This window comes from sulfur-oxidizing endosymbiont of Gigantopelta aegis, assembly GCF_016097415.1.
In the GTDB taxonomy this organism is placed as follows: domain Bacteria; phylum Pseudomonadota; class Gammaproteobacteria; order GRL18; family GRL18; genus GRL18.
This window is the reverse complement of record NZ_JAEHGE010000001.1, coordinates 195,578-222,138: the sequence shown is the minus strand read 5'-3', so window position 1 is coordinate 222,138 and position 26,561 is coordinate 195,578. Positions and strand designations below refer to the sequence as shown.

The window sequence follows — 26,561 nt, the reverse complement described above, 5'->3', positions numbered from 1 at the left end:
TACTGTTCACAAGAAGTGACCAGCAGTTACTTTTACCTCCATCCTCCTTTGGTGGTTTTTATAACGGCGTAACTCCCCCCCCTTGGTTGCGCCTTATTTTTTCTTGATTACCCACAAAGCTCCGCCATATTTCGATAATTATACTATAATTATACTATAATTATACTATAATTAAAGTATAGATTATGTGTGGAGTAGAATGATGTCAAAAAATAAAATTCAGTTTCAAGAAGGTTATAGTTTATTTGAGCTTTTTAATGATTATGGCACTGACAAACAGTGCCGACAAGCCTTATTTAAATGGAAATTTCCTGATGGATTTGTTTGCCCAGAGTGTGGCAATAAGACTTATTGCACTCTAGAACATCGCCATCTTTATCAGTGCCACCATTGTCATCATCAGACATCAGCAACCTGTGGGACAATATTTGATAGTACCAAACTGCCTTTATCTAAGTGGTTTTTAGCGATTCATCTTATGACTCAATTGAAGACAGCGGTTTCAGCATTAGAATTAAAGAGACAGCTTAAGGTAAGCTACAATACAGCCTGGAGTATGAAACAAAAGATCATGCAGGTTATGAAAGAACGTGATGACAGTAAACCTTTATCAGGCATCATTCAAATTGATGATGCCTACTGGGGTGGTGAGCACAGAGGCGGCTCCAGAGGTCGTGGTTCAGAAAATAAAACACCGTTCGTTGCAGCCGTTTCTACTAATGAAGATGGACACCCGATTGCAATGAATTTAAATGTGCTTAAAGGGTTTAAATCCAGTGAAATAAAACGATGGGCACAAACTCATTTAACACCTGGAAGTACTGTTTACTCAGATGGGTTAAATTGTTTTCCTGCGGTTAAAGAAGCTGACTGTAAGCATGTTCCAATCGTCACGGGTGGTGGTGCGGCAAGTGTTGATAAAATTGAGTTTATCTGGGTTAACACTATGATAGGTAATATTAAAAACTCTATGAAGGGAAGCTATCATTCCATTAACTCAAAACATTTACCTCGGTATCTTGCTGAATTTTGTTATCGGTTTGACGCTTTAACTTAAAAGACATGATGCCAAGGTTTTTATGCGTGGCGATGAAAACGCCACCTATGAATGGAAAGCTCCTAAAAATGGCGGAGCTTTATGGGTAATCAAGTATTTTTTTATCCCTCAAATCTTCACAAAAAATTCATTTCCCAACCTTACTTCAAGCATTTTTCAAGCACAAAGACATAAATAAAACTAATTTAAGCAAAACCCTTTTTAAAATTAGAAAACTCATGTATAATTTCGGGCTCTTTGAAACACAAGTGTTTATTAACAATTCTTCTGCTGGATAAAACCACAGACGACTCAATAAACATGTAGAATAAACAAATTAATATACAGGCGCTGTAAAAATGAAGACATATAGTGCGAAACCAGAAACTGTTGAACGTGACTGGTATATCGTTGATGCTGAAAACAAAACCCTGGGTCGTCTGTCAACGGAAATTGCCAGACGTCTTCGCGGTAAACATAAACCAGAATTTACACCACACGTTGATACCGGTGATTATATCGTTGTCATTAACGCTGAAAAAATTCACGTTACTGGTAACAAAAGAACTGACAAAATGTATCATCACCATACCGGTTATGTGGGTAACCTAAAAAGCATCAGCTTTGAAAAGTTGCAAGAAAAAGCACCTGAGCGCATTATTGAAGCGGCAGTTAAAGGTATGTTACCTAAAAATCCTTTAGGTCGTGCTATGTATAAGAAAATGAAAGTGTATGCCGGAAGCGAACATCCACATACCGCTCAACAACCTAAGACCCTAGATGTCTAAGCAGGATAAACTATGTCTACACAATATTATGCAACAGGTCGTCGTAAAAGCTCATCTGCCCGCGTTTATTTACGTCCAGGCAAAGGCGATATCACTATTAATAGTCGTCCAATCGACGTATTCTTCGGTCGTGAAACGTCCAGAATGGTTGTTCGTCAGCCACTAGAATTGACAGAATTACTTGAAAAATTCGATATCATGGTTAACGTCAGCGGTGGTGGTAACACCGGTCAAGCCGGTGCTATCCGTCACGGAATCACACGCGCTTTGATAGAGTATGATGAAGCCCTACGCCCAGCCCTACGCAAAGCCGGTTTCGTTACCCGTGATGCACGTCAAGTTGAACGTAAGAAAATCGGTCTACATAAAGCCCGTAAGCGTCCCCAGTACTCTAAGCGTTAAAAGTACTCTAAACGTTAAAAGCACTCTAAGCGTTAAAAGTACTCAAAACGTTAATTCGTTTTACCGCTTTTTCTTACTCTCTATGTAAGATAAAAGTTGTACAAAAAAGCCCTGCCGGGAAACTGGCAGGGCTTTTTTTGTTATAGGTTCGTGCTACTATGTATACTCGTGATACTTGGAAACGTAGCGAGGCTTTAAGTTAAAATAATGAAGTCTGCATTTTCAAGTATCACGAGCATATAAAAGAGAATAATCAGGAAAGCTGTTATGCATCCAACTAAAATAAAAGACACTAAACCCTCACAAAGCGATCCACTTCTGGTACCTACTGAAAAAGAATGGCAACAATTAACCTTTTCGCAAAAGAAGCAGGTTGAAGAAAGGATTATTGCAGCACTTGAAAATGAGTTTAATCTGATGGGTGAAACCACCATGCACTTTCAGGCTCGGGTATCAGCGACAGAAGTCTTACGGCGTTTCTATGGCAATCAGGGAAAGAAAGTTTTTATTGCATCCGATTTACATACTCTATATCCAGGCGAAAGAGCATTTTACCCGGATTTACTGGTAGTTTTTGATGTCAGCGATCATCATCGCAGTAGCTGGAATGTTTTGCGGGAGAAAAAAGGACTTGATTTTGCATTGGAGATTTTGTCCAAAGGGACAAGGCGAAAAGATAAAGTAGAAAAGCTAAACTTGTTTGCCCGTATAGGCATTCCAGAGTATTTTATGTTTGATCCAGATAAATATACATTAAAAGGATACAGCCTGGACGGTAGCGCATATCAGGAAATTCCAGCCGTATCAGGTAAAGGTGTTTATTCCAACATGCTTGGACTGCATATGAGAGTGGATAATTATAAATTACGCTTTGTTCTCAAGGATATTGATATTCCATTTGGTGATGAATTAATTAATCAGTTAAACGATAAATTATCTGATAAAGATCAAATGATAGAACAAACACGACGACTCATGGAAGAAGAAAGAAAGCAAAATGAAGACGAAATAAATCAAAAAGAGGAAGTGATAAACCAAAAAGAAGATGAAATAAAACAAATTGCTGCAGCGAAAGAAAAAGAAAAAATTCGTGCAGATGCTTTAGAAAAAGAGTTAGAGGTTCTTCGAAATAAGCTGAATTGATAAGCCTGAGCCTATTAATTCATGTGTTATAATTAAAACTCATAGACTTCATTATCTAAGATATTGAGTAACATGCGCTTATCCACCGAAGAAATTAACACCATCAAGACTTCCCTAGCAGAGCTGGATAAATTAGCTCAAGTCTATCTCTTCGGCTCAAGAGTGGATGATTATAAAAAGGGGGGCGATATTGATTTATTGGTTATATCCAAACAATTAGCCAAAAAAGACTTGGCCAAATTGCGTTGGGATTTTTATGAACGCTTTGGTGAGCAAAAAATGGATATCATCCTTGATGATGGTCGCTTTAATACACCTTTTGCAAAACTGATCTATCCTCAAGCACTCAAACTATAAGACTTCAATCTAAAACATGACAAATAAGATGAAAACGAATGTTCTACAATATAATGCTGGGCTTCTCATCAAGCAGCTCGCTTGGTTGCAACACTCCTATGAGCAGGCAAAATCTATCGGATTAAAAGATAGCTATAGTATGGCTGATTTTGATATTTTTGAAAACTTGTCCAGTCGTTTTGCCCGCAGTACCGACTTTTTAATCCGCAAAGTGTTTAGAAGCATTGACGAAGCAGAGTTTGAACCACAGGGAACCTTAATTGATGTGGTTAATAATGCTCATAAACGTCATCTATTTGAAAACATTGAAGATATTCGTGCTATCAAAGATTTAAGAAATTCCATTGCTCATGAATATATCGATGAAGAACTAGAAAAACTCTTTGCTGAATTATTGGACTATAGTGAACGGCTTATTTTTATCGCAAAAACAACATTGAAGTATATTGAAAGTCATCACCCGTAGGGTGGGCACGGCTTTATCTGCCCATGCTGTGTCAACATCGCTGTTTCAGCGACTCTTCTTGCATAGGTACAAAAGGTGGGCACAAAAAGGCGTGCCCACCCTACGAACTATGTTAGTGGCAATAAAACAACATAAAAAAGCAGTGAATGAATTATAAAACACGACATAAAAAGCAAATAAGTGCTTGAAAAAGCGATTTTACTTAAAATTTTGTTGTTTTGTTACAAATAAATGACAAAAAATCTTACAAAATTGGAATAAATGTCGTTTTTTTGAAAAATAACTGTTGCATTTTCGATAAAAAGAGACTAAATTAACCCATGTCAGTGAAACATTGCTTTAAAGCAGTTGAGTCAACTGCATTTGAAGCACTAACAAGATTTAGTTTTTAATAACCTATTTTAAAAACTATAAGTTCTTAATAAAACCAAGGAAATACAATGAAAAAATTAATTGCTGCTGCTGTAGCTGCTGCCGTTATCGCTCCTGCGATGGCTATTGCTGCTGGTCCTACTCTATATGGTAAGATTCATACATCTATTGATTATTTAGATAACAACACTAGTAACAACGAAGGTACTAAATATAAAGAGTGGGCTATGAGCTCAAACTCTTCACGTATCGGTGTTAAAGGTTCTGAAGATTTAGGTAACGGCATGAAAGTCGGTTACTTAATCGAGTGGGGCGTGAGTATGGACGGTAATAAAGGCGGCAAAGACATGAGTCTTCGTAACCGTGCAATTACATTATCGGGTGACTGGGGTACTGCTTTAGCTGGTCGTTGGGATTCACCAATGAAAACTTTTGGTCGTAAGATTGATTTATTTAATGACCAAGTGGGTAACACTCGTTCAATTATCACTAGTGTTGGTTTAGCTAAAAACGGCACAATCAACAATCGTAACGGCACAATCAACAATCGTGCTAGCAATGTTGTCGCTTATGTCACACCTAACATGAATGGCTTTAGCTCAACTATTGCTTATGTAATTGATGCCGGTACTGGTGTTAATTTAAGTGGTGATGATTCTGATGCAAGTGCATGGTCTTTTAATGCCATCTATAAAAATGGTCCTTTAATGGCTGGTGTTGCTTATGTTGATTATAACGAAGATGGACGTGTTCCTACAGGTGGAGCACGTCCAGCTGATCGTGATAATTCCAGTGCATGGCGTGTAGGTGGTACTTATAAGTTTGGTGACTTAAAAGTAGCTGCTTCTTATGTTGACATGGAAAGCCAAAACTTTACTAAAGATATTGATCCATCAATCTGGACTTTAGGTGCAGCATATACGATGGGTAACAATACTATTAAGATGCAATTAGTTGACCGTGATGATTCAGGTCTGAAAACTTGTAATGGTGGTAACAGTGCTGCAAATTCAGGTGCTTTAAAATGTAAAGATGGCGCGACTATGTGGTCTGTTGGTTTAGATCACAAAATGTCTAAGCGTACTACTGTATATGCAGCCTACTCTGACATAGACAATAATAAGAACTCTATTTCAACTCCTTGGACTAACTCTGGTCACGACGGTAGTGCTAACTCACCTTCAATTGGTAATGATGCAGATGCATTCTCTGTTGGTATTATCCACAAATTCTAAATCTTATTTCGATAAGAATCCTGAGGAACTATGTATAAGCTAGCCTTATAAATAGCACTCAGACTTTAGAAAAAAAGGGTCGTTACGTCAGTAACGACCCTTTTTTAGTTTCTAGCGGTTAATTTTGAAAGAAATAAAGGGGGCAGATTGGTTAAGAAATCAAGGGGTCACGAAATCAAGGGGTCAGATTGGTTGATTCTATCTAAGTTTAAATTCATGTGATTTTCTATCCCCCCCATGCCTTGATGGTGAGGTACATCGACCTGTTTGATCTTCAATTTGTTTTTTAAATTTTTTACTACCGAGAACCCAAGCTTTATTAGTAGCATCTCGAATTTCTTGTAATTGAAAATCCGGGATTATTTGCTTAAATAGTGACTGGTAACTTTCCTGTCTGTTTTTCTCATTATTGCCTAATCCTTGATAGCAAGAGTGAGGGTTGATGAGTTTAATGGCTTTGCCCATTGCATTTTTTCTATAGCTTGACCAAGGATATTCAGCGGGGTTAATGACCATTTTTGCGCGCACGGGATTTAATTCTATATAACGATAAACAGTTAATAAGTAGCTTTCATCATCAACAATTGTTGAACGATACCGACCTTCCCATAATGTACCGCTTCGATTATACTTTTGATTAATATATCGAACATAATATCGGCCTAGGGATTGCATGAGCAAACTCGCACCTTGAGGGGTAGAAGGTGTTAGTAGTAGATGGACATGATTTGTCATTAGCACATAACTATGAATAGCAACCTCATGCTGCAAACTATACTCGTTTAATTTATCGAGATAGACAGTGTTGTCTTGCTCTGAAAAAAAACACGCCTGTCGGTTATTGCCTCTTTGAATAATATGTTGAGGAATGTTGGGTAAGTTAAACCGGGGTAAACGAGCCATATAAAATCCTTTTGATATGTCTTTACTTGCATATTACTGATTATATTTGATATCAAAAGATATTCAATGACTCTGACCCTTTGATTTTGCTTTGATTTTGCTTTGATTTCTTTGATTTGTATGCGTCAGTAACGACTCTTTTTTAGTTTCTAGCGGTTAATTTTATATCAATTGAAATAGAGCTGTGATTTGCTATACTTGGTTTATGGGAAAAATTGATGAAGTGAAGGAAATACTGACCACTCTGCGTGTTGCAATGACTATTGCGTTCGGCGTGTTAGTGATAACTATTGGTAGTTTATTAAAACGCTATGATGATGCTCTTATAGACATGCTCTTTTGGGCTGGAGTTGTTTTTTCAATTTTTATTTTGGGGACTATTATCGCATTAGTGGTCAATATTTCAAAAAAGACCAAAGAAATAGGAGAGTTATAATGGATTACGCTGCATTGGCAATCATTTTCATAGGTATTCTATTTGCTGGTGTTATGTTATTTGCTGTTGTTAAATTATCAGAAGAATAGCTGAGCGAGTGAGAAGTCAATAGAGTCAGTATTTACAATGATTCTGAACCTGCTTATTTAGTCTTTTTTATTGGTTTTTATTGGTTTTTATTGTTATATCAGAACTGCGTACTAAATTTTTGTATTTCTTGCGACTAATACCATCACTAAAAGCGCCTTCTTCTAACATTCGTTGAAGAAGTTTTTGTTGCCTTGCGTTAAACCTAAAAAAATCAGTTAAACCTACTGCGACCGCCTTATGCACTGAATCTTAAGGATTTTCCAGAACATTTTGACTTCACCCGTAGGGTGGCTACGAATAAAGCCAAAATAACCTGTAAAACGATTAATTAAAATAATTACAATCAGGGGGTACAATCCAATCAAACAATAGGTCAGATTGCTTGAGTGTCTATTTTTCTTTTTAATAGCGTATCACGGGTATAGATATTAATTTAAAACATATTGAGTGGTTTCTCAACTAAAAACAATCTCCTCATTTTCTATCCTTTTTCTTTTGCTGATTAAATTGTTACAATTAGCCTCTTTTCCTAGCCGTCTTGTATGACCCGATGAATGACCCAAAAAAAATAGCTTTAACCAATATTCGTGAAATCCCTTATAACTATACCTCTTTTTCTGATAGAGAGATTATTATCCGTTTTTTGGGGGAGGAATCCTGGAATGTTTTAAATACCCTACGTTCTAAACGTGTGACGGGACGTTCGGCACGGATGTTATTTGAAGTATTAGGCGATATTTGGGTGGTGTCGCGCAATCCATTTATTGAAGATGACTTAATTGAAAACCCCAAGCGCCGTGATGCCTTGCTAGAGGCTTTAAATCATCGTTTGACACAAATTCGTCTGCGTGCGGATGGTAATGAATCGGTATTGTTATTATTAGCCAGTGCTGAACAGGCAGTGAATGACTTTCAGCAGGGCTTGATTGATAGTGCGATACAACGTCGCAGGGTGTTTAAAACACTTAATAAAATCACCCGTAAAGATAATATCTGCTTTGATGGGCTGTCCCGCGTCAGTCATGTGACAGATGCTAGTGACTGGCGGGTGGAATATCCTTTTGTGGTGCTAACACCGGATACCGAAGATGAAATTCAGGCGCTGGTACAAGCCTGTATTGATTTGGGGCTGGCAATTATTCCGCGTGGTGGCGGCACAGGCTATACCGGTGGTGCGGTGCCGCTGACGGCTTATTCAGTGGTGATTAATACCGAAAAACTGGATACTCTAGGTGCTGTGGTGCAGCAGCAATTGAGCTGTCAGGTGAATAATGCAGATGCCAGTGAGTTGATATCGGTGCCGACGGTGGCAACGGGTGCCGGGGTGGTGACACGAAGAGTCTCTGAACGCGCAGAAGAGCAGGGCTTTGTGTTTGCTGTTGATCCCACGTCACAAGATGCTTCCTGTATCGGTGGCAATATTTCCATGAATGCCGGTGGTAAAAAAGCGGTCATGTGGGGTACGACGCTGGATAATTTATTGTCTTGGAAAATGGTCACACCGGATGCACGTTGGATGACTATTGAACGCTTGGATCATAATCTGGGTAAGATCCACGAGGTCGAAACCGTGCGCTTTAAAGTCACGCGCATGGCGGCCAATAATAAAGACATCGAATCTGAAACTGTGTTAGAAATTCCCGGTGCCGATTTGCGCAAATTGGGGCTGGGCAAGGATGTCACCAATAAGTTTCTGGGTGGCTTGCCGGGCGTTCAAAAAGAAGGCTGTGATGGTATTATTACCTCTGCCGTGTTTATCCTGCATACTATGCCACAACATATTCGTACGGTGTGTATGGAATTTTTCGGTTCGGACATGGGCAATTCAGTACCCGCCATTGTTGAAACCATCGACTATCTTAAAACGCAAAAAGGGGTGGTCTTAGCCGGTCTTGAGCATCTTGATGAGCGTTATATCAAGGCCGTTGATTATTCCACTAAATCCCCCCGTACTGAATTACCCAAAATGGTATTGCTTGCTGATATCGCTTCGGATGATGAAGATATGGTGGCACGTGCCGCTTCAAAAATTGTGCAATTAGCCAATGCCCGTGATGCCGAAGGTTTTATTGCTGTGAGCCCGGAAGCACGAAAATATTTCTGGTTGGATCGTGCTCGAACGGCGGCGATTGCCTCTCATACCAATGCCTTTAAAATCAATGAAGATGTCGTTATTCCTCTGGATAAATTGGCAGAATATACCCTGGGTATTGAACGTATTAATATCATTCACTCGATCAAAAACAAGTTAAAAATTGTTGCGGCGGTGGATAAATATTTACATAGTGATTTAAAAATCAGCTCAAAAAACCCTGAATTTGAAGGCTCAGAAGAAACCAATACGATACTGCAGGATAAGAAAACAGCGGCATTGAAACTGATTAATGCTGTCCAATATCGTTGGAATAGCTTATTGGAACAACTGGATACACCGGCAGGGCAACTGGATGACAGTATTGCCAGCGCCTATTCATTAGACACAAAGCAATTATCGCTCACCTTTTTTGAGCTATTACAAAAAAGAGTGTTACGGGTTTCCTATCGTGATGAAGTTGAGTGGCCATTAAAAGAATTATTCAGTGGCCTGAATCTGTCGGATATTAATGAACAGTTGGATAAAATCCATGCTGATATTCGTCCGGGTCGATTATTTGTTGCCACTCACATGCATGCCGGTGATGGCAATGTGCATACTAATATTCCTGTGCATTCCAATGACTATGATATGTTGCAAACCGCTGATAAGGTGGTGGAAGAAATCATGGGGCTGGCGGAACAGTTAGGTGGTGTTATTTCCGGTGAACATGGCATTGGCATTACTAAGTTACAATTTTTAAATGATGATATTTTAGCGGCGTTTAAAACCTATAAAGATAAAGTCGACCCGGATAATCATTTTAACCCTGGCAAATTGATGGCGAATGCAGGACTGGAAAATGCCTATACGCCTTCCTTGCAATTGTTGCAGCAAGAAGCACTGATCCTTGAGGCCAGTGAGCTGGGTGCACTGAATAATGAGATCAAAGATTGCCTACGCTGTGGCAAATGTAAGCCAGTGTGTAGTACCCACATTCCCCGAGCGAATTTACTCTATTCACCGCGTAACAAAATTCTGGGCACGGGGCTGATCATGGAAGCTTTTCTCTATGAAGAGCAAACTCGTCGGGGTATTTCCATCCGTCATTTTGATGAGATGAATGATGTCGCCGATCATTGCACTGTGTGTCATAAGTGCTTGAATCCCTGTCCGGTGAACATTGATTTTGGTGATGTATCTATTCAGATGCGTACGATTTTACGCAATCGCAAACAAAAACGCTTTTCGCTGATGAATAAGCTGGCCATGGCCTATCTTAATGTGACTGATCCGGCAGTGATCAACGTCATGCGTAAAGTGATGATCGAATGGTCTTATAAAGCTCAGCGTCTGGGACATCAATTCGCCAAGCGTTTTGGTTTTTTGGTGGCAGGTAAAATTCCCCATACTACCCATGGAAAAATGCCCATTAAAGAGCAGGTGATTAACTTTGTTAAAAAGCCCATGCCAGCGGATATTCCATCACAGCCGATGCGCAAGTTATTAGGGGTAGAAGACAGCACTACTATTCCTATTTTGCGTAATGCCGAGCTTATCGGAAAAAATGCCGAAGAATCGGATGCGGTGTTTTATTTTCCCGGTTGTGGCTCGGAGCGTTTATACAGTCAGGTGGGCATGGCGACCTTGGCGATGCTGTATCATTCCGGTGCGCAAACAGTATTGCCGCCGGGCTATCTCTGTTGTGGTTATCCTCAAACGGCGGGTGGTGAAGCCGCAAAAGGGCAGGCGATATCAACGGATAATCAGGTCTTGTTTCATCGTATTGCTAATACCCTGAACTATATGGATATCAAAACCGTATTGGTGTCTTGTGGTACTTGTATGGATCAATTATTGAAATATCAATTTCAGAAAATATTTCCTAATTGTCGTTTATTGGATATTCATGAATACCTAGCGGAAAAAGGTTATTCGCTGGATGCTGATAGTCAGGCGGTGGGGTATATTTATCATGATCCCTGTCATACACCGATTAAAACCCAGCAACCCTTGGCGGTGGCCAAGGCTATTTTGGGCGATAATGTGATTTTGTCGGATCGCTGCTGTGGTGAGTCGGGTACCTTGGCGGTGTCCAGACCGGACATTTCCAGTCAGCTACGCTATCGTAAGCAGGAAGAATTGCAGCAAAACATCAATCATTTTGAGCAAGTGGCTGATAAAAAAGAGTTAGTTAAGAAAGCGCCGGTTAAATTAGTAACGACTTGCCCTGCTTGCCAGCAAGGTTTGAATCGCTATCGCGGTGAAACTGAGATGACGGCGGAATATATTGTCGTGGAATTGTGTCAGAAGACCTTAGGGGATGAATGGCAGAAGCAGTTTATTGATGATGCCACCCATGGTGGAATTGAGCGGGTGCTGTTGTAGATTTTAGTGTAGGGAGTATGTCGGTAATTGAAGTTGATGCGCTTCGTACCTCAGCAGCATCCTACGGTTTTGTATGTGTAGGATGCTGCTGAGGTACGAAGCGCATCATCGATGTTCAAACAAAGGGTTCAAACAAATGGTTTAAATAATATTCTTAAAAACCTTCTCTAACGCCATTGGGTGTACCAACTAGCAATACATCCGCAGGGCGTTGAGCGAATAAGCCATTAGTGACAACACCGACAATGGCATTGAGTTGATTTTCTAATTTCACCGGCTCCATAATTTCCATGCCGTGTACATCCAGAATAATGTTGCCATTGTCGGTAGTAAAGCCTTCACGTAAGACTGGCTCGCCACCTAATTTGACGATTTCACGCGCTACATAACTGCGGGCCATCGGAATCACTTCAACAGGTAGTGGAAATTTACCCATATAGCTGACTAATTTTGTCTCATCAACAATACAAACAAACTTGTCAGCGACCGCAGCAACGATTTTTTCACGCGTTAGAGCACCACCACCACCTTTGATTAGGTGAAAGGCTTTATTGGTTTCGTCAGCGCCATCAATATAAACGGACATTTCGCTGACGGAGTTTAAGTCAAATACTTCAATACCATGACCGCGTAGACGCTCGGCAGTGGCTTCTGAACTGGCAACTGCACCATTAATTTTGTGTTTGATTTTGGCTAGTTCATCAATAAAAAAGTTGGCGGTAGAACCCGTACCAACACCAATAATTGTATCCGGTACGACGTGCTCGATAGCCGCCCTTGCGACTGCTTGTTTCATTTCATCTTGATTCATCATGTTCTCCTTCTTGCTGTTTTTTCAGCCGATTTCTTTGAACCTAAAAAAATCAGTTGAACCTACTGCGACCGCCTTATGCACTGAATCTTAAGGATTTTCCAGAACATTTTGACTTCACCCGTAGGTGACTACGAATAAAGCCAAAATAACCTGTAAAACCCTTAATCTTCAGCACCTAAGTCGCTCTCGCTACGATTCAACTGATTATTTTAGGTTGAATTCATTTTTGGCGATATTATCCTTGATTTCAGGCCAAAGTGCCAGAAGTCTCGTAGCTAATGGTTTTTTGTGCTAATTGCGCTGTAAACGCCTCTACTATCACATTTCATTAGACTTAATTTCAAAATATTGGTAACTTAGCGGCTATGTTAGAAAATTATGTAAAAAAGATACTTAAATCCCATGTTTACGATATCGTTGATAAAGTACCACTGGATCCAGCGGTTAATTTATCCCTGCGTACAGGTAATCAAATCCTACTCAAACGCGAAGACTTGCAACCGGTATTTTCCTTTAAAATTCGTGGTGCCTATAACAAAATGGTGCAACTGAGTCAGACAGAAAAAGACCTAGGGGTTATTGCAGCTTCAGCGGGCAATCATGCTCAGGGGGTTGCTTTATCCGCCAATAAACTGGGCATAAATGCCTTGATTGTGATGCCTAAAACGACCCCCGATATTAAAGTGATGGCTGTCAAACGTCTCGGGGCAAAAGTTGAATTGCATGGCAATAGTTATGATGAAGCTTATGAACATGCAAAAAAATTAGAAAAACTGCATGGTTGGACCTTTGTGCATCCTTATGATGATCCCGATGTGATTGCCGGACAGGGAACCATTGCGATGGAAATTATGCAGCAATGTGAACAAGAGCCGGAGGCTATCTTCGTACCGGTGGGTGGTGGTGGGCTGATTGCCGGCGTTTCTGCTTATATTAAGTATCTTTACCCTAATATTAAAATCATTGGTGTGGAACCCGATGATGCAGCCTCAATGCATGACGCTCTAAAAGCTAATGAAAGAGTGATTTTGGAGCAGGTCGGTATTTTCGCTGATGGTGTCGCGGTTAAACAAGTCGGAAAAGAAACCTTTAAGGTCGCGCAAAAATGTGTGGACGAAGTCATTTTGGTCAATGCCGATGAAATGTGTGCCGCGATTAAAGATATTTTTGATGATACTCGAACGGTGACTGAACCTGCCGGTGCTTTGGCTGTCGCAGGATTGAAAAAATATATCAGCGAGCATGACATTAGTAATAAAATGTTCGTTGCCATTAATAGTGGCGCTAATATTAATTTTGATCGCCTGCGTCATGTTGCCGAGCGAGCTGAGTTGGGTGAACATCGCGAAGTTTTATTTTCAGCAACGATTGATGAGGCGCCTGGTAGCTTTTATAAGTTTTGTAAGATTGTTGGGAATCGCGGTATTACTGAATTTAATTATCGTTATGCTCATGATGAACTAGCACGGGTTTTTGTTGGGGTTAAAACCAGTAATGCCGAAGAAGAAAAGCAGGCATTGTTTGATGCATTGACTTCTAAGGGCTATCCGGTGGTTGATTTTAGTGATAATGAAATTGCCAAGTTGCACCTGCGTCACATGGTGGGCGGTCATGCACCGGTGGTGAAAAATGAACACTTGTATCGTTTTGAATTTCCCGAGCGTCCCGGTGCATTATTACGATTTCTTCGCGGTATCGGGCAGAACTGGAATATCAGTTTGTTCCACTATCGCAATCATGGCGCGGCCTTTGGACGGGTATTGGCAGGCATTCAGGTGCCGGATGCTGAACTGGAAAATTTTCATCGATTCCTCGATGACTTGGGTTATAGCTATAAGGATGAAACGGAAAATCCGGCCTACAAAGAATTTCTTATTTAATTGTCAGATAAAGTAGGAAAATCCTTGCATTCAAAAACAAAAATTGGCAATATACCCATACTTCCTAGGTGTAATCCCTAGAAGCTACAAAAGTTAATGTAAAAAGCTAAAAAAGTACTTAAATAAATTAATAATAAAAAGTACTGATAATAATAATAAAATAATGGATTTTTTGAGGGGTTTGCTGTGAGTAGTTATAGTTCTACAGGTTGTTATGGATTGAGCCGTCCTGGTAGTAATTCCAATGAGCGTTTAATTTCACTTTCTTATAATAAATTGTCTCGTCATAATAAATTATCACGTAAAAAATCGAGTTTTAGACGTGATCCCGTGCTGATTTTAAGCTATTTTGTTCTAGTCGGTGTACTGATTAGCGGTTTGGCTTCTTTCGGTTTATAGTATACGTCAAAACTTCCCACGTTGACGTATCATTCCACTTTATTTAAAGGCTGAATTTTTTCAGTCAAATTCCATGGCAACAATTGCTCTAAAGCCTCATCATCATAATGCCTGCCCAGCTTAGGTAACTCAGTCAGAATGTGTGTTAAAAAGGCAAAGGGCTCTAGGTTGTTTGCTTTCGCTGTTTGCACGATTGAATATAAAATAGCACTGGCCTCAGCACCACGAGGATTTTGGTTCATGACCCAGTTTTTGCGCCCAATCACAAAGGGTTTGATCCGCCGCTCTGCCATATTATTATCAATCTGGAGGTTGCCCTCTTCAAGATAGACAGTCAGATACTTCCATTGATTGATCACATAACGAATAGCGACACCCAACTTACTGTCTTTTGTTGTTTTAGTCACTTTATCATCACACCACTTTTTAAAGTCATCCAGTAGTGGTTTGCTTTTTTCCTGACGGATCAGGTAACGTTGTTCAGCATTGAGCGGTTTGATTTGTTTTTCAATCGCATACAATTTAGCAATTTTACTGATCGCCATTTGTACCATGCCAGGCTTTTTCTGACTGTTCTTGGGTAATGCTTTTAAGGCATCATGGAACTTGCGACGAGCATGTGCCATGCAGCCTAATAAAGTGACTTCACTGTTCTCATTTTCGAATATATGATAACCGGGAAAGCCATCCGTTTGCAGGTAACCTGAAAACCCCGTTAAAAAGGTTTTGGCATGTTGGCCTGCACGAGTAGGCTGATACTCATACAAAACAATGGGACACTTGGAATGATAGCCGCCACTTTGATAGAGCCACATATAAGATTTAGGGCAATTCTCACGTCCATCATGGATCACTCGCATCGTTGTTTCATCGGCCTGGATGATTTTCTGCCTAATGAGATAATACAACAACCGATTATAAAAGGGTTTGAGTAATTCAGCTGATTTAAGCACCCAGTTGGACATACTGGCTCTGGAAAGTGTTATCTTATAGCGTTTAAATATCGCTTCCTGTCGATAGAGAGGCAAGCTGTCTAGGAATTTAGAAACAATGATATAGGCCAGCAGGCTGGGTGATGCAAAACTTCTAGGAATGGGCTGTGCAGGCTTAGGAGCAGTTTTAACGCCTTCCTCACAAGCACGACAGGCATATTTAACCTGAACATGTTCTACAACATATACCTGAGCAGGAACAATTTCCAGTTGCTCTGAGGTCTCTTCACCAATTTCATGCAAGTGATGACCGCAGTCACAGACTTGTTCTGCTTCAGATAACTCATGACGAACAACTTTACGAGGTAGGTCTTTAGGTAAAGGCTTACGACCGGGCTTTTTACGCTCATAAGTAATGGTTTCACGGACTTCCGGTGCTTCTTCGGCGAACGTTTCTGCCTCATTAAAGAAGTCGGGGTGAACTTCTTTTCACTGGAAGTACCAAACCGTTTATGTTGCAACAGACGAAATTGTTCCTCATACCAGTCCACTTTTGACTGGAGTTCAAGCACCCTGTTTTTGAGCGTTGGTATCTCTTCTGGTAGTATTTTGTCTGTTGAACTCATGCGTTATATTATACTAAAAATGAGCGTTAAATGCTTGTATTTATTCTGTTTAATGCGCATCTAAAGGGACTTTTTTAGTTGTTTTCCAGACCATGAATTTCAGGGTGAGCATGGTGTTGTGTGCAAGATAAACCATCCAGTAACCACTGTAATTCTCTCAGTGTTAACGAAAGAGTGGGTTGTTCTTTTTCCATCGGCCACTGGAATTTCCCTTTTTCAAGTGTACGATAGTAAAGCCAGAAACCATTACGCTCCCAGTACAGTATTTTAAGTTTATCTCGCTGACGATTACAAAAACAAAGACACTGCCATCAAAGGGATTGTGTTCCAATTGCTCTGAGACAATCAGTGATAGCCCATTGGTTGCTTTTCTCATATCGGTAACACCAGAAACCAGATAAACCTGATTGACTGTGATGCCCGTTATCATGAAACAGTCCTGAGCAAATCCAGAATGGACTTGAGCTGATTCAGGTTCGTATCAGAATTGATTTCCAAACTGAAACCATTGGTATGGCTTACTTTAATTGCATTGCTTGTGGGGAATTGGCCAGTAAATTAATGGGAATGAGTTGATTGTTGGTGTTGACCTGTTTTGATGAGCTAACATAACCCAACTTCTTTCGATAATAGCTAAAAATATGAGAGGGTATCTTATGTTGTTGACAATAAACTGCCTGGCTTAAGTTACTGGCTTGGCAGGCCTCTATGTGTTGCTTCATCGAAGCATCTTTTGAATGGTTGCTCATTTGTATCTCCAAATTACGAATTGAAGATCATAGTTTGAGCTAACTGAAGCTTATTGTGAACGTGGGTTTTAATTGACGTTTACGTTATGTTAGGAATATTGACGATTAAAGGAATGTGCGTTTGCTGTTGATTAATAAAGTGGCCATGACCTAAAAAGTCATCATCAAACAATGACTCACCATGATCGGCGGTTACAAGTACTACTGTGTTATTGTATACTCCAAGCTTTTTTAATCTTTCGATCACTTGTCCAACGAGCCAGTCTGCATAATGAATAGCATTCCAATAGGTTTCTCTGAGGTGTATTTCATTATCCTTACTTATGTTACTACGAGAAATAGGACCTTTTGACAGAATTTTACTCTTTTTCATTCCCGGGTGAAAATAAGGAAAATGAGCAGATTGGAAATTGAAGTAAATAAATCTTGGTTTTTTCCATTGGTTTTTGTTTCCTAACGATTATCGAATTCACCCAATAAAACCTGACCATCGAGCAAAAGCGATCCTTTTGCTCGAAGCTAAACGCTCGCTTTTCCTTTAACTTTTCAGCATCAAAAAATATATCATCACTATTTTTTCTCATACCAACTGTTTCTGATATACTCCCAAATGAAGAGGGTTGCCCCGAGAAAACGGCTATTTGATAACCACTAGCTTTAAACTCACGAAATAATGATGGGCTTGATTTTGTTGGATTTATACTACCAGTAAAAAGAGTTTTCAGTGATGGTGAAGTATAACCTACATGGCTATATGCTTCCTTGATAGCAGTACCTTCAGTTGCTAATGCATTGATGTTGGGCGCAACGGTTATGCCATTAATTTTTTTTTCGAGTAAATCACCTCTTGCACTTTCAAGAACAATTAAGACAAAATTCTTTTGGTTAGGGGGGATAGTAATATTGATGGTTGGTTGAGGCGGGTGAAATTTTAAATCGCCTAAAAGGCCATCTTCATCAATTCCATTGTTAGGTCTGTCAAGTGCAAAGGGGTATTTTGTTGCATCAAAGGGGAATTTATCGCTTGAGAGGTAAAATAGCTATAGTTATCTCTATCAAAATCTGTTATTTGTGAGAAAACTGAATTTATTAAATTATAACTAAGAAAGCTGTTAAGTCCATATTTTATGTCTCTTTGTTGATTTGAAAGCAAGAGGCTTGCTACGAGTATAAAAAAAAAATGATGTGAAGTATATGATTTTGGATGTTAATGGGTATTTTTTTATATTTCTTTCAGGTGGTATTAATTCATTTAAATATTTAATATTGCTAATTAACTTATAGCCAAGCCAGTACAAACCAGTGATAGCCAGTATTACTACTAAAATAAGTACAGCCTCATCAATTATATAAAGCAATGCGTCTAAAATGCTTCCGCCACCAAGATTCTTTATTAATTCAAAGCTGACTGCATCACTAAAATAGCTTAGTAATTTATATTTTAGACCAAGGAGAATTGCATTTAATGCTAAAAAAAAAAAAAAAATAAAATTATAATAGACTATAACTTTATTTTTTTTTACTTGTTTTAAGGAATGGGAGTAAAATAATTGCAATTATAGTAGCTTGGGCTAATAATAATGTGAGAAAGAATAACGTGATTTCATAAGGTGAATCAAGTACATGAGAAGATAAAAAACCACCGTTAAAAATAGCGAACTTTCTTTCCACAAGTGCTAATTCTATAGTGGACCCCGAAAACTGGACAATAGGTTAAGATATAAGAGCTAACCTAACGGGAACAAAAAAATGAGCACAAAAAGAAAAACATTCAACAACAAATTTAAAGCAAAAGTAGCCATTGAGGCTTTGAAAGGTCAAAAACAGTCGCAGAAATTGCGTCAGAATTTGAAGTGCACACCACCCAGGTCAATAGCTGGAAAAAGCAGATGCTTGATGGTGCAGCCGATACTTTTTCAAAAAAAATTAGAGAATAAAGATGCTGAACATGAAAAGGAAAAAGAACACCTTACAGCCAAATAGGTCAACTAAAAGTAGAGGCTGACTGGCTGTCAAAAAAGTTGAAGATGTTCAACTGAGTAGAGCAGAAAAGCGGTGTTGCATAGAAAAAGAGCACCCTCAGTTGAGCATCAAAAACAATGTGAGCTTATCGGCCTGAACCGTTCAAGCTATTACTATCAACCTAAAAAGCCTCTGCAAAATAAAGATTTAACATTAATGAATTTGATTGATGAGTTGTACATAAAACATCCATTCTATGGCAGTCGTCAAATTCGTAATGCATTAAGATTGAAATGTTATAAAATTAATCGTAAAAAGTTCAACGGCTTATGCGGATCATGGGATTGGTTTCAGTGGCACCAAAACCCAATACCAGCAAGCCTTGCAAAGTAAATAACCTCTATCCATATTTGCTCAAAGGAATTGATATTAATAGGAATAACCAGGTTTGGTGCACAGATATCACGTATTTACGGATGCCACATGGATTTGTCTACCTAAGTGCTGTTATGGACTGGAGTAGCCGTTTTGTGCTGTCCTGGGAAGTGTCAACCAGCATGGAAGAAAGCTTTTGTATCAGTAGTCTGGAAACAGCACTGCGACGATATGGAAAGCCAGAAATCTTCAATACGGATCAAGGTGCTCAATATACTAGCAGAGCATTTACAGGTGTTCTAAAGGCCAATGATATAAAAATCAGCATGGACGGCAAAGGCAGAGCAATGGATAACATTATGATTGAACGACTCTGGCGAAGTGTAAAATATGAGGAAATTTACCTCAAGGATTACCAAAGTATTGATGAGCTAAAGAGCTCATTAAAGGAATATTTTGAGTTTTACAACCATGAACGACCACACAGTACACACGGTGGAAAAACGCCTGCAGAGATCTATGGCGTGATGAAAGAAGTTGTTCCAGACTTAAAACGGGCAGCATGATGAGAGGATAATCAACTTTACTGGCAACCGCCTTGTCCACATATCCACAGGCCAAGCCAGTAGCCCTGAGATATATCGCAAGCGTCTCTGGACTACTGGCAGACCTGTGGATATGTGGATAAGACTAATACTATAAATAACCAACAGAATTATATCTTAATATTTGAGAAAGCTGTCTTGACAATGGGGTCCACTGTATTCAATGACTAAACTAATAATAAGTACAAATAAAAAAACAAAAAAAACTGGTTGAATTTTCAATTTAAAAAACACGATATTCCTTTGCTAAAATAATATTAAATACGTGTATTTAATATTATTTTTTTAGACAGGTTATTATTGAACTTCCGAGTGATATTAATGATAATTAGAGTCACTTTAACAACTATTATATTGAGGTACAAGCTAAAAAAATTGAAAATACTGGAAGGTTACTTTTTTATCCGATTTGGTTAAGTAGGGGAAATCTAATCGCTGATTGATCGCTTACCTAGTGCCACATTTTTGGGAACCTATGATCATGAAATCAACTTGCATATTATTTACTTATCCTTTTTGAGATTTTTAAGCTTTGCAAACTCAAGTGCTCGACTTAGATTGCCCGGGTACATATTGCTGATCGTGAGGGCTTCTTCAAAGGGTGGATTGACCCAGGGGTGAAGGTGCGCACCAATTTCACAATTGTCTTTTTGATAGATTTCAAGTAATGGTTCATAGCCAGCAGCTTGGCTAGCGATAGGATAATCGATGATATAGCAGGGTTTTATCTGATATTCATCGAATATGTCTTGAACCAGGTAGATTTTTTCCATTGCGGTGACAGCAACTGCATTTTTGTCTGGTGGGGAAGACCAGTCAAATTCTTCTTCAGTATCAATGACGACGATCAGCTGTGGGCTTGTGTCTGTCGCTAAGCGAATGGGGGCATGGTAATTGAGCATATTGGGATTATAACATCATTAAATGCCCTGTTTTAGTTTTTTTATTACTTGTGTTAATTTACCTGATAGAATCATGGTATCGCATTGTAAAAAATACTGAAATTTCGAATTTTTCAGAATGACGATAAAGAAAAATGGAAAAACTAAATTATGAATACGCAATTAGAAAATTAAAAAATTAAAGGGTGTCAGTCATGGGCGAAGTGAGAGGGGATTTTACATTAATTAATCCTTTCAATGGTCAATCTATTGAGCTTGATGCTCTGGTTGATAGCGGTACAGTTGTTTCAATTATAGGTAAAGATGTTGCAGAAGCTATTGGTTTAAAAGCGGATAGCAAAGCGCTTGTTTACTTGGCAGATGATTCAACAACCGAAAATCCTCTTCTGATCAGTGATTATGGTGTTGAGCCTTTAATAGGACAAATGGTATTAGAAGGCTTGGATTTGTTAGTTGATTGTCCAAGACACAAAGTGACTGTTAGACCAAACTCTCCAGCATATCCTTCCTAATAAAGCAAAATAGAAAAACGTGTTGCTGATGGGAACACTAGCACTCCGTTTTTGCAATATGAAAAAATAGCCGTGTGTGCTAGAATTTATTTACAATTACAAATAGTTGGTATTGATATGTCTATTAATGTAAAGCAAGTTATTGAAAGTATTAAAGAACTTTCATCTCAAGATAAAGCGCTGGTCGCACATTGTTTGATTTCTTCCCTAGAGAGCAAACAAGAAGATGGTGTTGATGATGCATGGGCCGAATTAGCAGAAAAACGCTACCTAGAACTTGAGTCAGGTACCGTGAAAGGTGTTTCTTGGCAAACGTTAAAAAAATCAATAAAAAATTAAAATGGAAGAAATTAAATTTCATCCAGAGGTCGCTACTGATATTAAAGAATCATTTGACTGGTATCAAAAACAGGCGGATGGTTTAGGGGATGATTTTTTAAATGAGTTGGAATCTGCATATCAAGCAGTTTCTGAAATGCCTAATACATGGCCTAAATTCCAAAATAACTTCCGACGATTTCTGTTAAGTAAATTCCCTTTTTCTATCATTTATCGAACTGCTAATGAGTTTGTTTATGTTGTTGCTATTATGCATAATAGCAGAAAACCGAAATATTGGCTAAAACGAACATAACAAAAATTTGCTCATGGTGCAGTTGTTTCAATTATAGAGCAAGATGTGAGTCCTTAATAGGCCAAGCTCTCCAACATATCCTTCCTGCTAATAGCAAAATAGAAAAATGTATTGCTGATGTGAGTGTTGGAATGATTTTTTTAGGAATACAAGGTGAAACAGAATTTGAAAAGGCTTATAGGCCTATTATTGGTGGTGGTTATTTCGCCATTGTTGATGTTATTTTTTAGCAGTGAAAAGCTATTGCGTGAAAGTCCTTTTATGTCCTTTTCACAATTGCTGAGTCTGTTGCCAGGCAAGCTTGGGAGCTATCTGCGAATTGCCTTTTATCGCCATACGATGGCTTATTGTCATCCTAATGTGGTGATCTCGTTTGCGACCTTGTTTTCACAAGCGGATACGGAGATCCATGAAGGGGTTTATATTGGTCCGCAATGTAATATCGGTATGTGTCGTATTGGCAAAAATGCCTTGATTGCCAGTGGTGTGCATATTATGAGTGGTAAGCATCAGCATGATTTTGCCGATTTGGAGCAACCGATACAGCAGCAAGGTGGGCATTTTGAAAAAATTAGCATTGGCGAAGATTGCTGGATTGGTAATGGCGCATTGATTATGGCCAATGTGGGCAAGCATTGTGTGGTCGGCGCGGGCTCTGTGGTGACGACCGAGGTGCCTGATTATGCCATTGTGGTTGGCAATCCGGCTAAAGTGGTTAAAATGCGAAAATGACCAGCCCTATTGCTATAGACACTGTCATAAAAGGCATTCAGTTCGGCGAATTTGATTCGATGGCCAGTGTGCCGGAGCGTTTTAATCCCTTGTTTGAACAAGCATCGCGTGAGAGTATTTTTTTTTCACGGCTTTGGTTTGAGTTGTTGGAGCGTTATGTTTTTCCCGAGTCGGTGCGTATTTTTGCCTTGGAATTTGAGTCAGAGCCAGAGCCAGAGCCAAAGTATGGAAAGCCCTTATTAATTTTGCCTTGCTATGAATCCGTTAACAAAGGCCGGCACTTGCATGTTTTGAGTAATTATTATTCCTCTCTTTTTACTATGCCTTTGGTGGCAACGGAATCTGTGCCGCTGGATGCGCTTTTTTTGACTTTATTTAAAGCAATTGATCGTTTTAACTATCAGAGCATTACTTTTGAACCCTTAGATAATGGCAAGGTTGAATATGCTTGCCTGCTTTCATCGCTCAAGCGTTGTGGTTATTTTGTGGATGCCTATTTTTCCTTCGGTAATTGGTATGAGAGGGTGACTTCAGATGATTTTTCAGCCTATTATCAGCAACGCCCTTCTAAATTAAGAAATACCATTCGTCGTAAAGCGAAAAAGTTGGAGGCTGTTGAAATAACCATTGTCTCCTCTTTTGATGAGGTACAAGCATTGTTACCCCAGTACCAGGCGATTTATGCAGCCAGCTGGAAAACGGCTGAAACTTATCCCTTGTTTGTTGAAAATATGGTGTTGTCGCTGGCTAAAAAAAATCAATTGCGTTTGGGCGTGGCCACTATTGACAATGTGCCTGCGGCCGCCCAAATTTGGTTGGTGAGTGATGGGGTGGATGGTGCGATTGCCAGTATTTATAAATTGGCTTATGACCCACGCTTTAAAAATACCTCTATTGGTTCTATTTTGACAGCGGCCTTGTTTGAATTTGTGATTGAAAAAGATCGGGTGAGTGAAATTGATTGTTTGACCGGTGACGATGCCTACAAAAAGGACTGGATGACGCAGCGACGAGAGAGGTGGGCTGTTGTTGCGTACAATAAAAAGACGCTTTGGGGTTTTGGGTATGGTTTAAAAGCCATTGTAGCCCCCTGGGTAAAAAAATATATTTTAAAAGCCTAAATAATGGGTTTTTAGAGTGAGAATGCTATAATCGTTATAAAATTTTATGTTAGGGACTTTTTTTGACACATTTAGAGCAAATAAAACGTATTTTAATTGAAACACTGGAACTAGATGAATCCTTTAATGACAGTGATTCAGAGACATTGTTGTTGGGGAATGTTGCAGAATTTGACTCAATGGGAGTGATTTCTGTGATTACTGCTTTAGAGGAACAATTTGGTATTATTGTGGAAGATGATGATATCAGTGGTGATACTTTTGAAACATTAGGGACGCTGGATCAATTTCTTGATACAAAAATAGGGGCTTAGGGCTCTATTTAGGTGAAATTTTCAGTTTGGTATTAATCTTGCGAAATTTTTAGAAGTTACTATACTGATGAAGTATAGGGTTTTAAATTAAATATGGCTTTAAATAAAGTGTAGTTTTTAATAAATTTGATGATTTTAAAGGATAGCAAATGCATCAGATCGGTAGCGATAGAAGGCAGAGTAAAAAAGCCTCTTTTCCTCTTGTAGATTGTCACGGCAAACAGATCACGTTTGAGCGCCGCATGGGTAAAGACCGGCGTGCAAGGAATCGCACATCGGTGGTTGCTGCTGATATTATTGACAGTCTTTGTATTAGCTAAGCCTTACTTGAGCTTGGCTAATAGCCGATTTTTTATTATCACTAAGCAGAAATTAGCCATATTCTATGTATCTTGATCAATCTGTATTGACTTTTGGCCGTGCCATGCGTGAAAAATATGGCCATAAGGTACATAAATTAGCCATTGATGCACAATTTACCTGTCCAAATCGTGACGGAACGAAAGGCATCGGTGGTTGTACTTTTTGTAATAATACGTCATTTAGTCCCAATAGTCGCAAGCCCCCCTCGATAGATGAGCAGTTAGATGCCGGGCGAAAGGTGATTGTGAAACGCACGGGGGCAACTCACTATTTGGCTTATTTCCAAGCCTATACGAATACTTATGCTGATATTAATGATTTAAAATCACTCTATGATAATGCCTTGTCGCACCCCGATGTGATCGGCCTATCGGTGGGTACTCGCCCTGATTGTGTGCCGGATGGGGTGTTAAGATTGTTGGCACAATATCAAGAGCAGGGCTATGAAATCTGGTTGGAACTGGGTGTTCAGTCCAGCTTTGATAGTACCCTAGCGCATGTGAATCGAGGTCATGGTTTTGCTGAGTATCAGGATGCGATTAAACGTGCGCATCAGTATGGCTTGCAAGTGTGTACGCATTTAATTGTAGGCTTGCCGCCAGAAACACCGCAACAGAGTGTGACGAGTATGTCGCGGGTATTGGAAACTCAACCTGAAGGCATAAAAATACATCCCTTGCATATAGTCAAAGGCACGCAATTAGTACGCCAATGGAAGCAGGGGTTGTGTCATGCATTGACCCTGGATGAATATGTCGATACGGTGGTTGAAATGATCAGGATGGCGCCTAAAGAATTAATTTTTCATCGTTTAACCGGGACGGCAGCGGAAGATATTTTGTTGGCACCACAATGGTGTAGCAAAAAATGGTTGGTGTTAAATAAAATAACCACAAAGTTGGAATGCTTGAATGTTAATGGTGATGCGGTGTCTGTGAAAGATGGCAAATAATAAGCATGAATAAAGTGATAGAAATTCAGTCGAAGCCAACGATACGCCAGGCCGTAGTCAGTGATTTTGAAAAAGTGTATCCTTTGTTGCTGAAAATGAAGAATTCTCATTTATGCAAACAAGATTGGCAGCGCTTATTTCAAAATCATTGGTCGGAAGAGGCTTTTTCCCCGGGGATCGTTTTAGCCGTAGGGGAACAAATTGTCGGCTATATTGGTACCATCTACAGTCATCAGAAGCTGGCGGGTAAGACACGTCTGTTTTGCAATTTGAGCACTTGGATCGTTTTGCATGAATATCGCAGTTATAGCATCATGATGCTTTTCCCATTATTAAAAAATAAAGACCTTATTTTGACTAGCTTTAGTTCTAATGATGTGACCTATGAGATTTATAAAAAATTAGGTTTCAAGGATGGCAATCAAAGTAAACGAATTCTTTATCGTAGCTCATTTTTTCAGTCGAATGATTATAAAATCATTGTGGATGTTGAAGAAATTGGTCGCTCTTGTAATCCTGCGAACAAAGTGCTTTTCGATGATCATGCATCATTCGGCAATGCCTATGCATTGGTGAAACATAAACAAGAAGAATGTTTGTTGATGGGCGGCGGTGGCGATGGTTTGTTTAGCTTGTATTCAGCCAGCGACCCTCAGTTTTTGCAACAGCATTTAACATTTTTTCGTAATCAGTTGATGTCTCAAATGCGGGTGAAGCGGATACAAATTGATGAGCAACTATTGAATGGCACTTCTTTGTTTTTGTCTCGCTTGGTCACTTGGGGCTATCCTTATCAATATAGAAGTGTAGCGGATATTGAACCACCCTCACCGGAATATTCTGAAGTTTTTCTGTTAAAAATGTAGCCTATCTGGAATTATTTAAACCCTTTTATCCAAAAATCTCTTAACAAACGAAGCGAAATACACCTTCCTTCAGGTGGATGATCACCGACATTAAAAATTTTTTCAATACTTCTTGAATATTGTACAACAAATA

27 protein-coding genes and 5 pseudogenes are annotated in these 26,561 nt (G+C 39.3%); 23 read left to right on the top strand and 9 right to left on the bottom strand.

Translation table 11 applies throughout. The features are described from left to right. The first annotated feature begins 202 nt into the window (after window positions 1–202). The 8 genes and pseudogenes from JEU79_RS01230 to JEU79_RS01195 all read left to right on the top strand — a co-directional run bounded on the left by JEU79_RS01230 (window position 203) and on the right by JEU79_RS01195 (window position 5,799). Window positions 203–1,146 (top strand): annotated as a pseudogene (locus JEU79_RS01230) (IS1595 family transposase). Further along, the gene (locus JEU79_RS01225; RefSeq protein ID WP_198266122.1) at window positions 1,080–1,235 is read left to right on the top strand and encodes a hypothetical protein; all 156 of its coding nucleotides are present in this window, start codon (window positions 1,080–1,082) and stop codon (window positions 1,233–1,235) included. The pseudogene JEU79_RS01230 and the gene JEU79_RS01225 overlap by 67 nt, the downstream one beginning before the upstream one ends. Window positions 1,236–1,395: 160 nt before the next feature. After that, window positions 1,396–1,824, top strand: a complete 429-nt coding sequence (gene rplM, locus JEU79_RS01220) for a 50S ribosomal protein L13 (protein WP_198262630.1) — start codon at window positions 1,396–1,398, stop codon at window positions 1,822–1,824. Window positions 1,825–1,836: 12 nt separating this feature from the next. Then, a complete protein-coding gene (gene rpsI, locus JEU79_RS01215; protein ID WP_198262629.1) occupies window positions 1,837–2,226 on the top strand; it encodes a 30S ribosomal protein S9 in 390 nt (129 codons plus the stop codon). 267 nt (window positions 2,227–2,493) lie between these two features. Further along, window positions 2,494–3,369 (top strand): Uma2 family endonuclease, encoded by an 876-nt coding sequence (locus tag JEU79_RS01210; RefSeq protein ID WP_198262628.1) that lies wholly within the window; start codon window positions 2,494–2,496, stop codon window positions 3,367–3,369. A 72-nt stretch (window positions 3,370–3,441) separates the two neighbouring features. Continuing rightward, a complete protein-coding gene (locus JEU79_RS01205) occupies window positions 3,442–3,726 on the top strand; it encodes a nucleotidyltransferase domain-containing protein (protein ID WP_198262627.1) in 285 nt (94 codons plus the stop codon). A gap of 28 nt (window positions 3,727–3,754) precedes the next feature. Then, window positions 3,755–4,192, top strand: a complete 438-nt coding sequence (locus tag JEU79_RS01200) for a hypothetical protein (protein ID WP_198262626.1) — start codon at window positions 3,755–3,757, stop codon at window positions 4,190–4,192. Window positions 4,193–4,632: 440 nt separating this feature from the next. Next, complete coding sequence (locus JEU79_RS01195) at window positions 4,633–5,799, top strand: porin (protein WP_198262625.1); 1,167 nt, start codon at window positions 4,633–4,635, stop codon at window positions 5,797–5,799. A 198-nt stretch (window positions 5,800–5,997) separates the two neighbouring features. Here JEU79_RS01195 and JEU79_RS01190 read toward each other — a convergent pair whose 3' ends face one another. After that, window positions 5,998–6,702 (bottom strand): transposase, encoded by a 705-nt coding sequence (locus JEU79_RS01190; protein WP_198262624.1) that lies wholly within the window; start codon window positions 6,700–6,702, stop codon window positions 5,998–6,000. Window positions 6,703–6,907: 205 nt separating this feature from the next. On the opposite strand from JEU79_RS01190, the gene JEU79_RS01185 reads away from it, so the two are divergent. Both JEU79_RS01185 and JEU79_RS01180 read left to right on the top strand, forming a co-directional pair. After that, the gene (locus JEU79_RS01185) at window positions 6,908–7,138 is read left to right on the top strand and encodes a hypothetical protein (protein ID WP_198262623.1); all 231 of its coding nucleotides are present in this window, start codon (window positions 6,908–6,910) and stop codon (window positions 7,136–7,138) included. A 640-nt stretch (window positions 7,139–7,778) separates the two neighbouring features. After that, complete coding sequence (locus JEU79_RS01180; RefSeq protein ID WP_198262622.1) at window positions 7,779–11,690, top strand: DUF3683 domain-containing protein; 3,912 nt, start codon at window positions 7,779–7,781, stop codon at window positions 11,688–11,690. A gap of 154 nt (window positions 11,691–11,844) precedes the next feature. Here JEU79_RS01180 and rpiA read toward each other — a convergent pair whose 3' ends face one another. Further along, complete coding sequence (rpiA, locus tag JEU79_RS01175; RefSeq protein ID WP_198262621.1) at window positions 11,845–12,501, bottom strand: ribose-5-phosphate isomerase RpiA; 657 nt, start codon at window positions 12,499–12,501, stop codon at window positions 11,845–11,847. Window positions 12,502–12,869: 368 nt separating this feature from the next. Between rpiA and ilvA the strand changes: the two genes are divergently transcribed. Both ilvA and JEU79_RS01165 read left to right on the top strand, forming a co-directional pair. Further along, a complete protein-coding gene (gene ilvA / locus JEU79_RS01170) occupies window positions 12,870–14,384 on the top strand; it encodes a threonine ammonia-lyase, biosynthetic (RefSeq protein WP_198262620.1) in 1,515 nt (504 codons plus the stop codon). A gap of 186 nt (window positions 14,385–14,570) precedes the next feature. Then, complete coding sequence (locus JEU79_RS01165; protein ID WP_198262619.1) at window positions 14,571–14,783, top strand: hypothetical protein; 213 nt, start codon at window positions 14,571–14,573, stop codon at window positions 14,781–14,783. Between the two features lie 29 nt (window positions 14,784–14,812). On the opposite strand, the pseudogene tnpC reads toward JEU79_RS01165, so the two are convergent. From tnpC to JEU79_RS01135, 6 genes and pseudogenes are all read right to left on the bottom strand, one after another. Further along, window positions 14,813–16,341, bottom strand: a pseudogene (tnpC, locus tag JEU79_RS01160) (IS66 family transposase). A gap of 74 nt (window positions 16,342–16,415) precedes the next feature. Continuing rightward, window positions 16,416–16,717, bottom strand: a pseudogene (tnpB, locus tag JEU79_RS01155) (IS66 family insertion sequence element accessory protein TnpB). Window positions 16,718–16,859: 142 nt separating this feature from the next. Next, a complete protein-coding gene (gene tnpA, locus JEU79_RS01150) occupies window positions 16,860–17,090 on the bottom strand; it encodes an IS66 family insertion sequence element accessory protein TnpA (RefSeq protein ID WP_198262617.1) in 231 nt (76 codons plus the stop codon). Window positions 17,091–17,169: 79 nt separating this feature from the next. Next, a pseudogene (locus JEU79_RS27245) lies at window positions 17,170–17,526 on the bottom strand (sulfatase-like hydrolase/transferase); the annotation flags it as partial. Continuing rightward, the gene (locus JEU79_RS28245; RefSeq protein ID WP_425511159.1) at window positions 17,450–17,986 is read right to left on the bottom strand and encodes a sulfatase-like hydrolase/transferase; all 537 of its coding nucleotides are present in this window, start codon (window positions 17,984–17,986) and stop codon (window positions 17,450–17,452) included. The pseudogene JEU79_RS27245 and the gene JEU79_RS28245, both read right to left, overlap by 77 nt. A 216-nt stretch (window positions 17,987–18,202) precedes the next feature. Beyond that, a complete protein-coding gene (locus tag JEU79_RS01135; protein WP_198262616.1) occupies window positions 18,203–18,646 on the bottom strand; it encodes a hypothetical protein in 444 nt (147 codons plus the stop codon). 193 nt (window positions 18,647–18,839) lie between these two features. Here JEU79_RS01135 and JEU79_RS01130 point away from each other — a divergent pair. After that, window positions 18,840–19,993: pseudogene (locus JEU79_RS01130) on the top strand (IS3 family transposase). 542 nt (window positions 19,994–20,535) lie between these two features. On the opposite strand, the gene JEU79_RS01125 reads toward JEU79_RS01130, so the two are convergent. Next, complete coding sequence (locus JEU79_RS01125) at window positions 20,536–20,934, bottom strand: polysaccharide deacetylase family protein (RefSeq protein ID WP_198262615.1); 399 nt, start codon at window positions 20,932–20,934, stop codon at window positions 20,536–20,538. A 194-nt stretch (window positions 20,935–21,128) separates the two neighbouring features. Here JEU79_RS01125 and JEU79_RS01120 point away from each other — a divergent pair, with 194 nt between their 5' ends. The 10 genes from JEU79_RS01120 (at window position 21,129) to JEU79_RS01080 (ending at window position 26,428) form a co-directional block, all read left to right on the top strand. After that, the gene (locus tag JEU79_RS01120) at window positions 21,129–21,446 is read left to right on the top strand and encodes a pepsin/retropepsin-like aspartic protease family protein (protein WP_198262614.1); all 318 of its coding nucleotides are present in this window, start codon (window positions 21,129–21,131) and stop codon (window positions 21,444–21,446) included. Between the two features lie 51 nt (window positions 21,447–21,497). Beyond that, window positions 21,498–21,785, top strand: a complete 288-nt coding sequence (locus JEU79_RS01115; protein ID WP_246539885.1) for an addiction module protein — start codon at window positions 21,498–21,500, stop codon at window positions 21,783–21,785. 1 nt (window position 21,786) lies between these two features. After that, complete coding sequence (locus JEU79_RS01110; protein ID WP_198262613.1) at window positions 21,787–22,080, top strand: type II toxin-antitoxin system RelE/ParE family toxin; 294 nt, start codon at window positions 21,787–21,789, stop codon at window positions 22,078–22,080. Continuing rightward, the gene (locus JEU79_RS01105; protein WP_198266121.1) at window positions 22,062–22,310 is read left to right on the top strand and encodes a hypothetical protein; all 249 of its coding nucleotides are present in this window, start codon (window positions 22,062–22,064) and stop codon (window positions 22,308–22,310) included. The genes JEU79_RS01110 and JEU79_RS01105 overlap by 19 nt, the downstream gene beginning before the upstream one ends. Beyond that, window positions 22,297–22,812 (top strand): acyltransferase, encoded by a 516-nt coding sequence (locus JEU79_RS01100; protein WP_425511158.1) that lies wholly within the window; start codon window positions 22,297–22,299, stop codon window positions 22,810–22,812. The genes JEU79_RS01105 and JEU79_RS01100 overlap by 14 nt, the downstream gene beginning before the upstream one ends. Further along, complete coding sequence (locus tag JEU79_RS01095) at window positions 22,809–23,933, top strand: GNAT family N-acetyltransferase (protein WP_198262611.1); 1,125 nt, start codon at window positions 22,809–22,811, stop codon at window positions 23,931–23,933. The genes JEU79_RS01100 and JEU79_RS01095 overlap by 4 nt, the downstream gene beginning before the upstream one ends. Window positions 23,934–23,995: 62 nt before the next feature. Further along, window positions 23,996–24,247: an acyl carrier protein gene (locus JEU79_RS01090; RefSeq protein ID WP_198262610.1), complete on the top strand. Its 252-nt coding sequence runs from the start codon at window positions 23,996–23,998 to the stop codon at window positions 24,245–24,247. A gap of 149 nt (window positions 24,248–24,396) precedes the next feature. Beyond that, window positions 24,397–24,567: a hypothetical protein gene (locus JEU79_RS25720; protein ID WP_214660467.1), complete on the top strand. Its 171-nt coding sequence runs from the start codon at window positions 24,397–24,399 to the stop codon at window positions 24,565–24,567. A 65-nt stretch (window positions 24,568–24,632) separates the two neighbouring features. Then, window positions 24,633–25,562, top strand: a complete 930-nt coding sequence (gene mnmL, locus JEU79_RS01085) for a tRNA modification radical SAM protein MnmL/YtqA (protein ID WP_198262609.1) — start codon at window positions 24,633–24,635, stop codon at window positions 25,560–25,562. A 5-nt stretch (window positions 25,563–25,567) separates the two neighbouring features. Continuing rightward, entirely contained in the window at window positions 25,568–26,428 is an 861-nt protein-coding gene (locus JEU79_RS01080) for a hypothetical protein (RefSeq protein ID WP_198262608.1), read from the top strand. Window positions 26,429–26,561: the final 133 nt, after the last annotated feature.

What these genes read in the sequence shown, in the direction of transcription:
- JEU79_RS01200 (WP_198262626.1), top strand. Translation starts at nt 3,755, where the DNA reads ATGAAAACGAATGTTCTACAATATAATGCTGGGCTTCTCATCAAGCAG.
- JEU79_RS01185 (WP_198262623.1), top strand. Translation starts at nt 6,908, where the DNA reads ATGGGAAAAATTGATGAAGTGAAGGAAATACTGACCACTCTGCGTGTT.
- ilvA (WP_198262620.1), top strand. Translation starts at nt 12,870, where the DNA reads ATGTTAGAAAATTATGTAAAAAAGATACTTAAATCCCATGTTTACGAT.
- rpsI (WP_198262629.1), top strand. Translation starts at nt 1,837, where the DNA reads ATGTCTACACAATATTATGCAACAGGTCGTCGTAAAAGCTCATCTGCC.
- JEU79_RS01195 (WP_198262625.1), top strand. Translation starts at nt 4,633, where the DNA reads ATGAAAAAATTAATTGCTGCTGCTGTAGCTGCTGCCGTTATCGCTCCT.
- JEU79_RS01095 (WP_198262611.1), top strand. Translation starts at nt 22,809, where the DNA reads ATGACCAGCCCTATTGCTATAGACACTGTCATAAAAGGCATTCAGTTC.
- JEU79_RS01125 (WP_198262615.1), bottom strand. Translation starts at nt 20,934, where the DNA reads ATGCTCAATTACCATGCCCCCATTCGCTTAGCGACAGACACAAGCCCA.
- JEU79_RS01210 (WP_198262628.1), top strand. Translation starts at nt 2,494, where the DNA reads ATGCATCCAACTAAAATAAAAGACACTAAACCCTCACAAAGCGATCCA.
- tnpA (WP_198262617.1), bottom strand. Translation starts at nt 17,090, where the DNA reads ATGAGCAACCATTCAAAAGATGCTTCGATGAAGCAACACATAGAGGCC.
- rplM (WP_198262630.1), top strand. Translation starts at nt 1,396, where the DNA reads ATGAAGACATATAGTGCGAAACCAGAAACTGTTGAACGTGACTGGTAT.
- JEU79_RS01120 (WP_198262614.1), top strand. Translation starts at nt 21,129, where the DNA reads ATGGGCGAAGTGAGAGGGGATTTTACATTAATTAATCCTTTCAATGGT.
- JEU79_RS01080 (WP_198262608.1), top strand. Translation starts at nt 25,568, where the DNA reads ATGAATAAAGTGATAGAAATTCAGTCGAAGCCAACGATACGCCAGGCC.
- JEU79_RS01110 (WP_198262613.1), top strand. Translation starts at nt 21,787, where the DNA reads ATGGAAGAAATTAAATTTCATCCAGAGGTCGCTACTGATATTAAAGAA.
- JEU79_RS01180 (WP_198262622.1), top strand. Translation starts at nt 7,779, where the DNA reads ATGAATGACCCAAAAAAAATAGCTTTAACCAATATTCGTGAAATCCCT.
- JEU79_RS01205 (WP_198262627.1), top strand. Translation starts at nt 3,442, where the DNA reads ATGCGCTTATCCACCGAAGAAATTAACACCATCAAGACTTCCCTAGCA.
- JEU79_RS01225 (WP_198266122.1), top strand. Translation starts at nt 1,080, where the DNA reads ATGCGTGGCGATGAAAACGCCACCTATGAATGGAAAGCTCCTAAAAAT.
- JEU79_RS01190 (WP_198262624.1), bottom strand. Translation starts at nt 6,702, where the DNA reads ATGGCTCGTTTACCCCGGTTTAACTTACCCAACATTCCTCAACATATT.
- mnmL (WP_198262609.1), top strand. Translation starts at nt 24,633, where the DNA reads ATGTATCTTGATCAATCTGTATTGACTTTTGGCCGTGCCATGCGTGAA.
- rpiA (WP_198262621.1), bottom strand. Translation starts at nt 12,501, where the DNA reads ATGAATCAAGATGAAATGAAACAAGCAGTCGCAAGGGCGGCTATCGAG.
- JEU79_RS01100 (WP_425511158.1), top strand. Translation starts at nt 22,297, where the DNA reads ATGTTATTTTTTAGCAGTGAAAAGCTATTGCGTGAAAGTCCTTTTATG.
- JEU79_RS25720 (WP_214660467.1), top strand. Translation starts at nt 24,397, where the DNA reads ATGCATCAGATCGGTAGCGATAGAAGGCAGAGTAAAAAAGCCTCTTTT.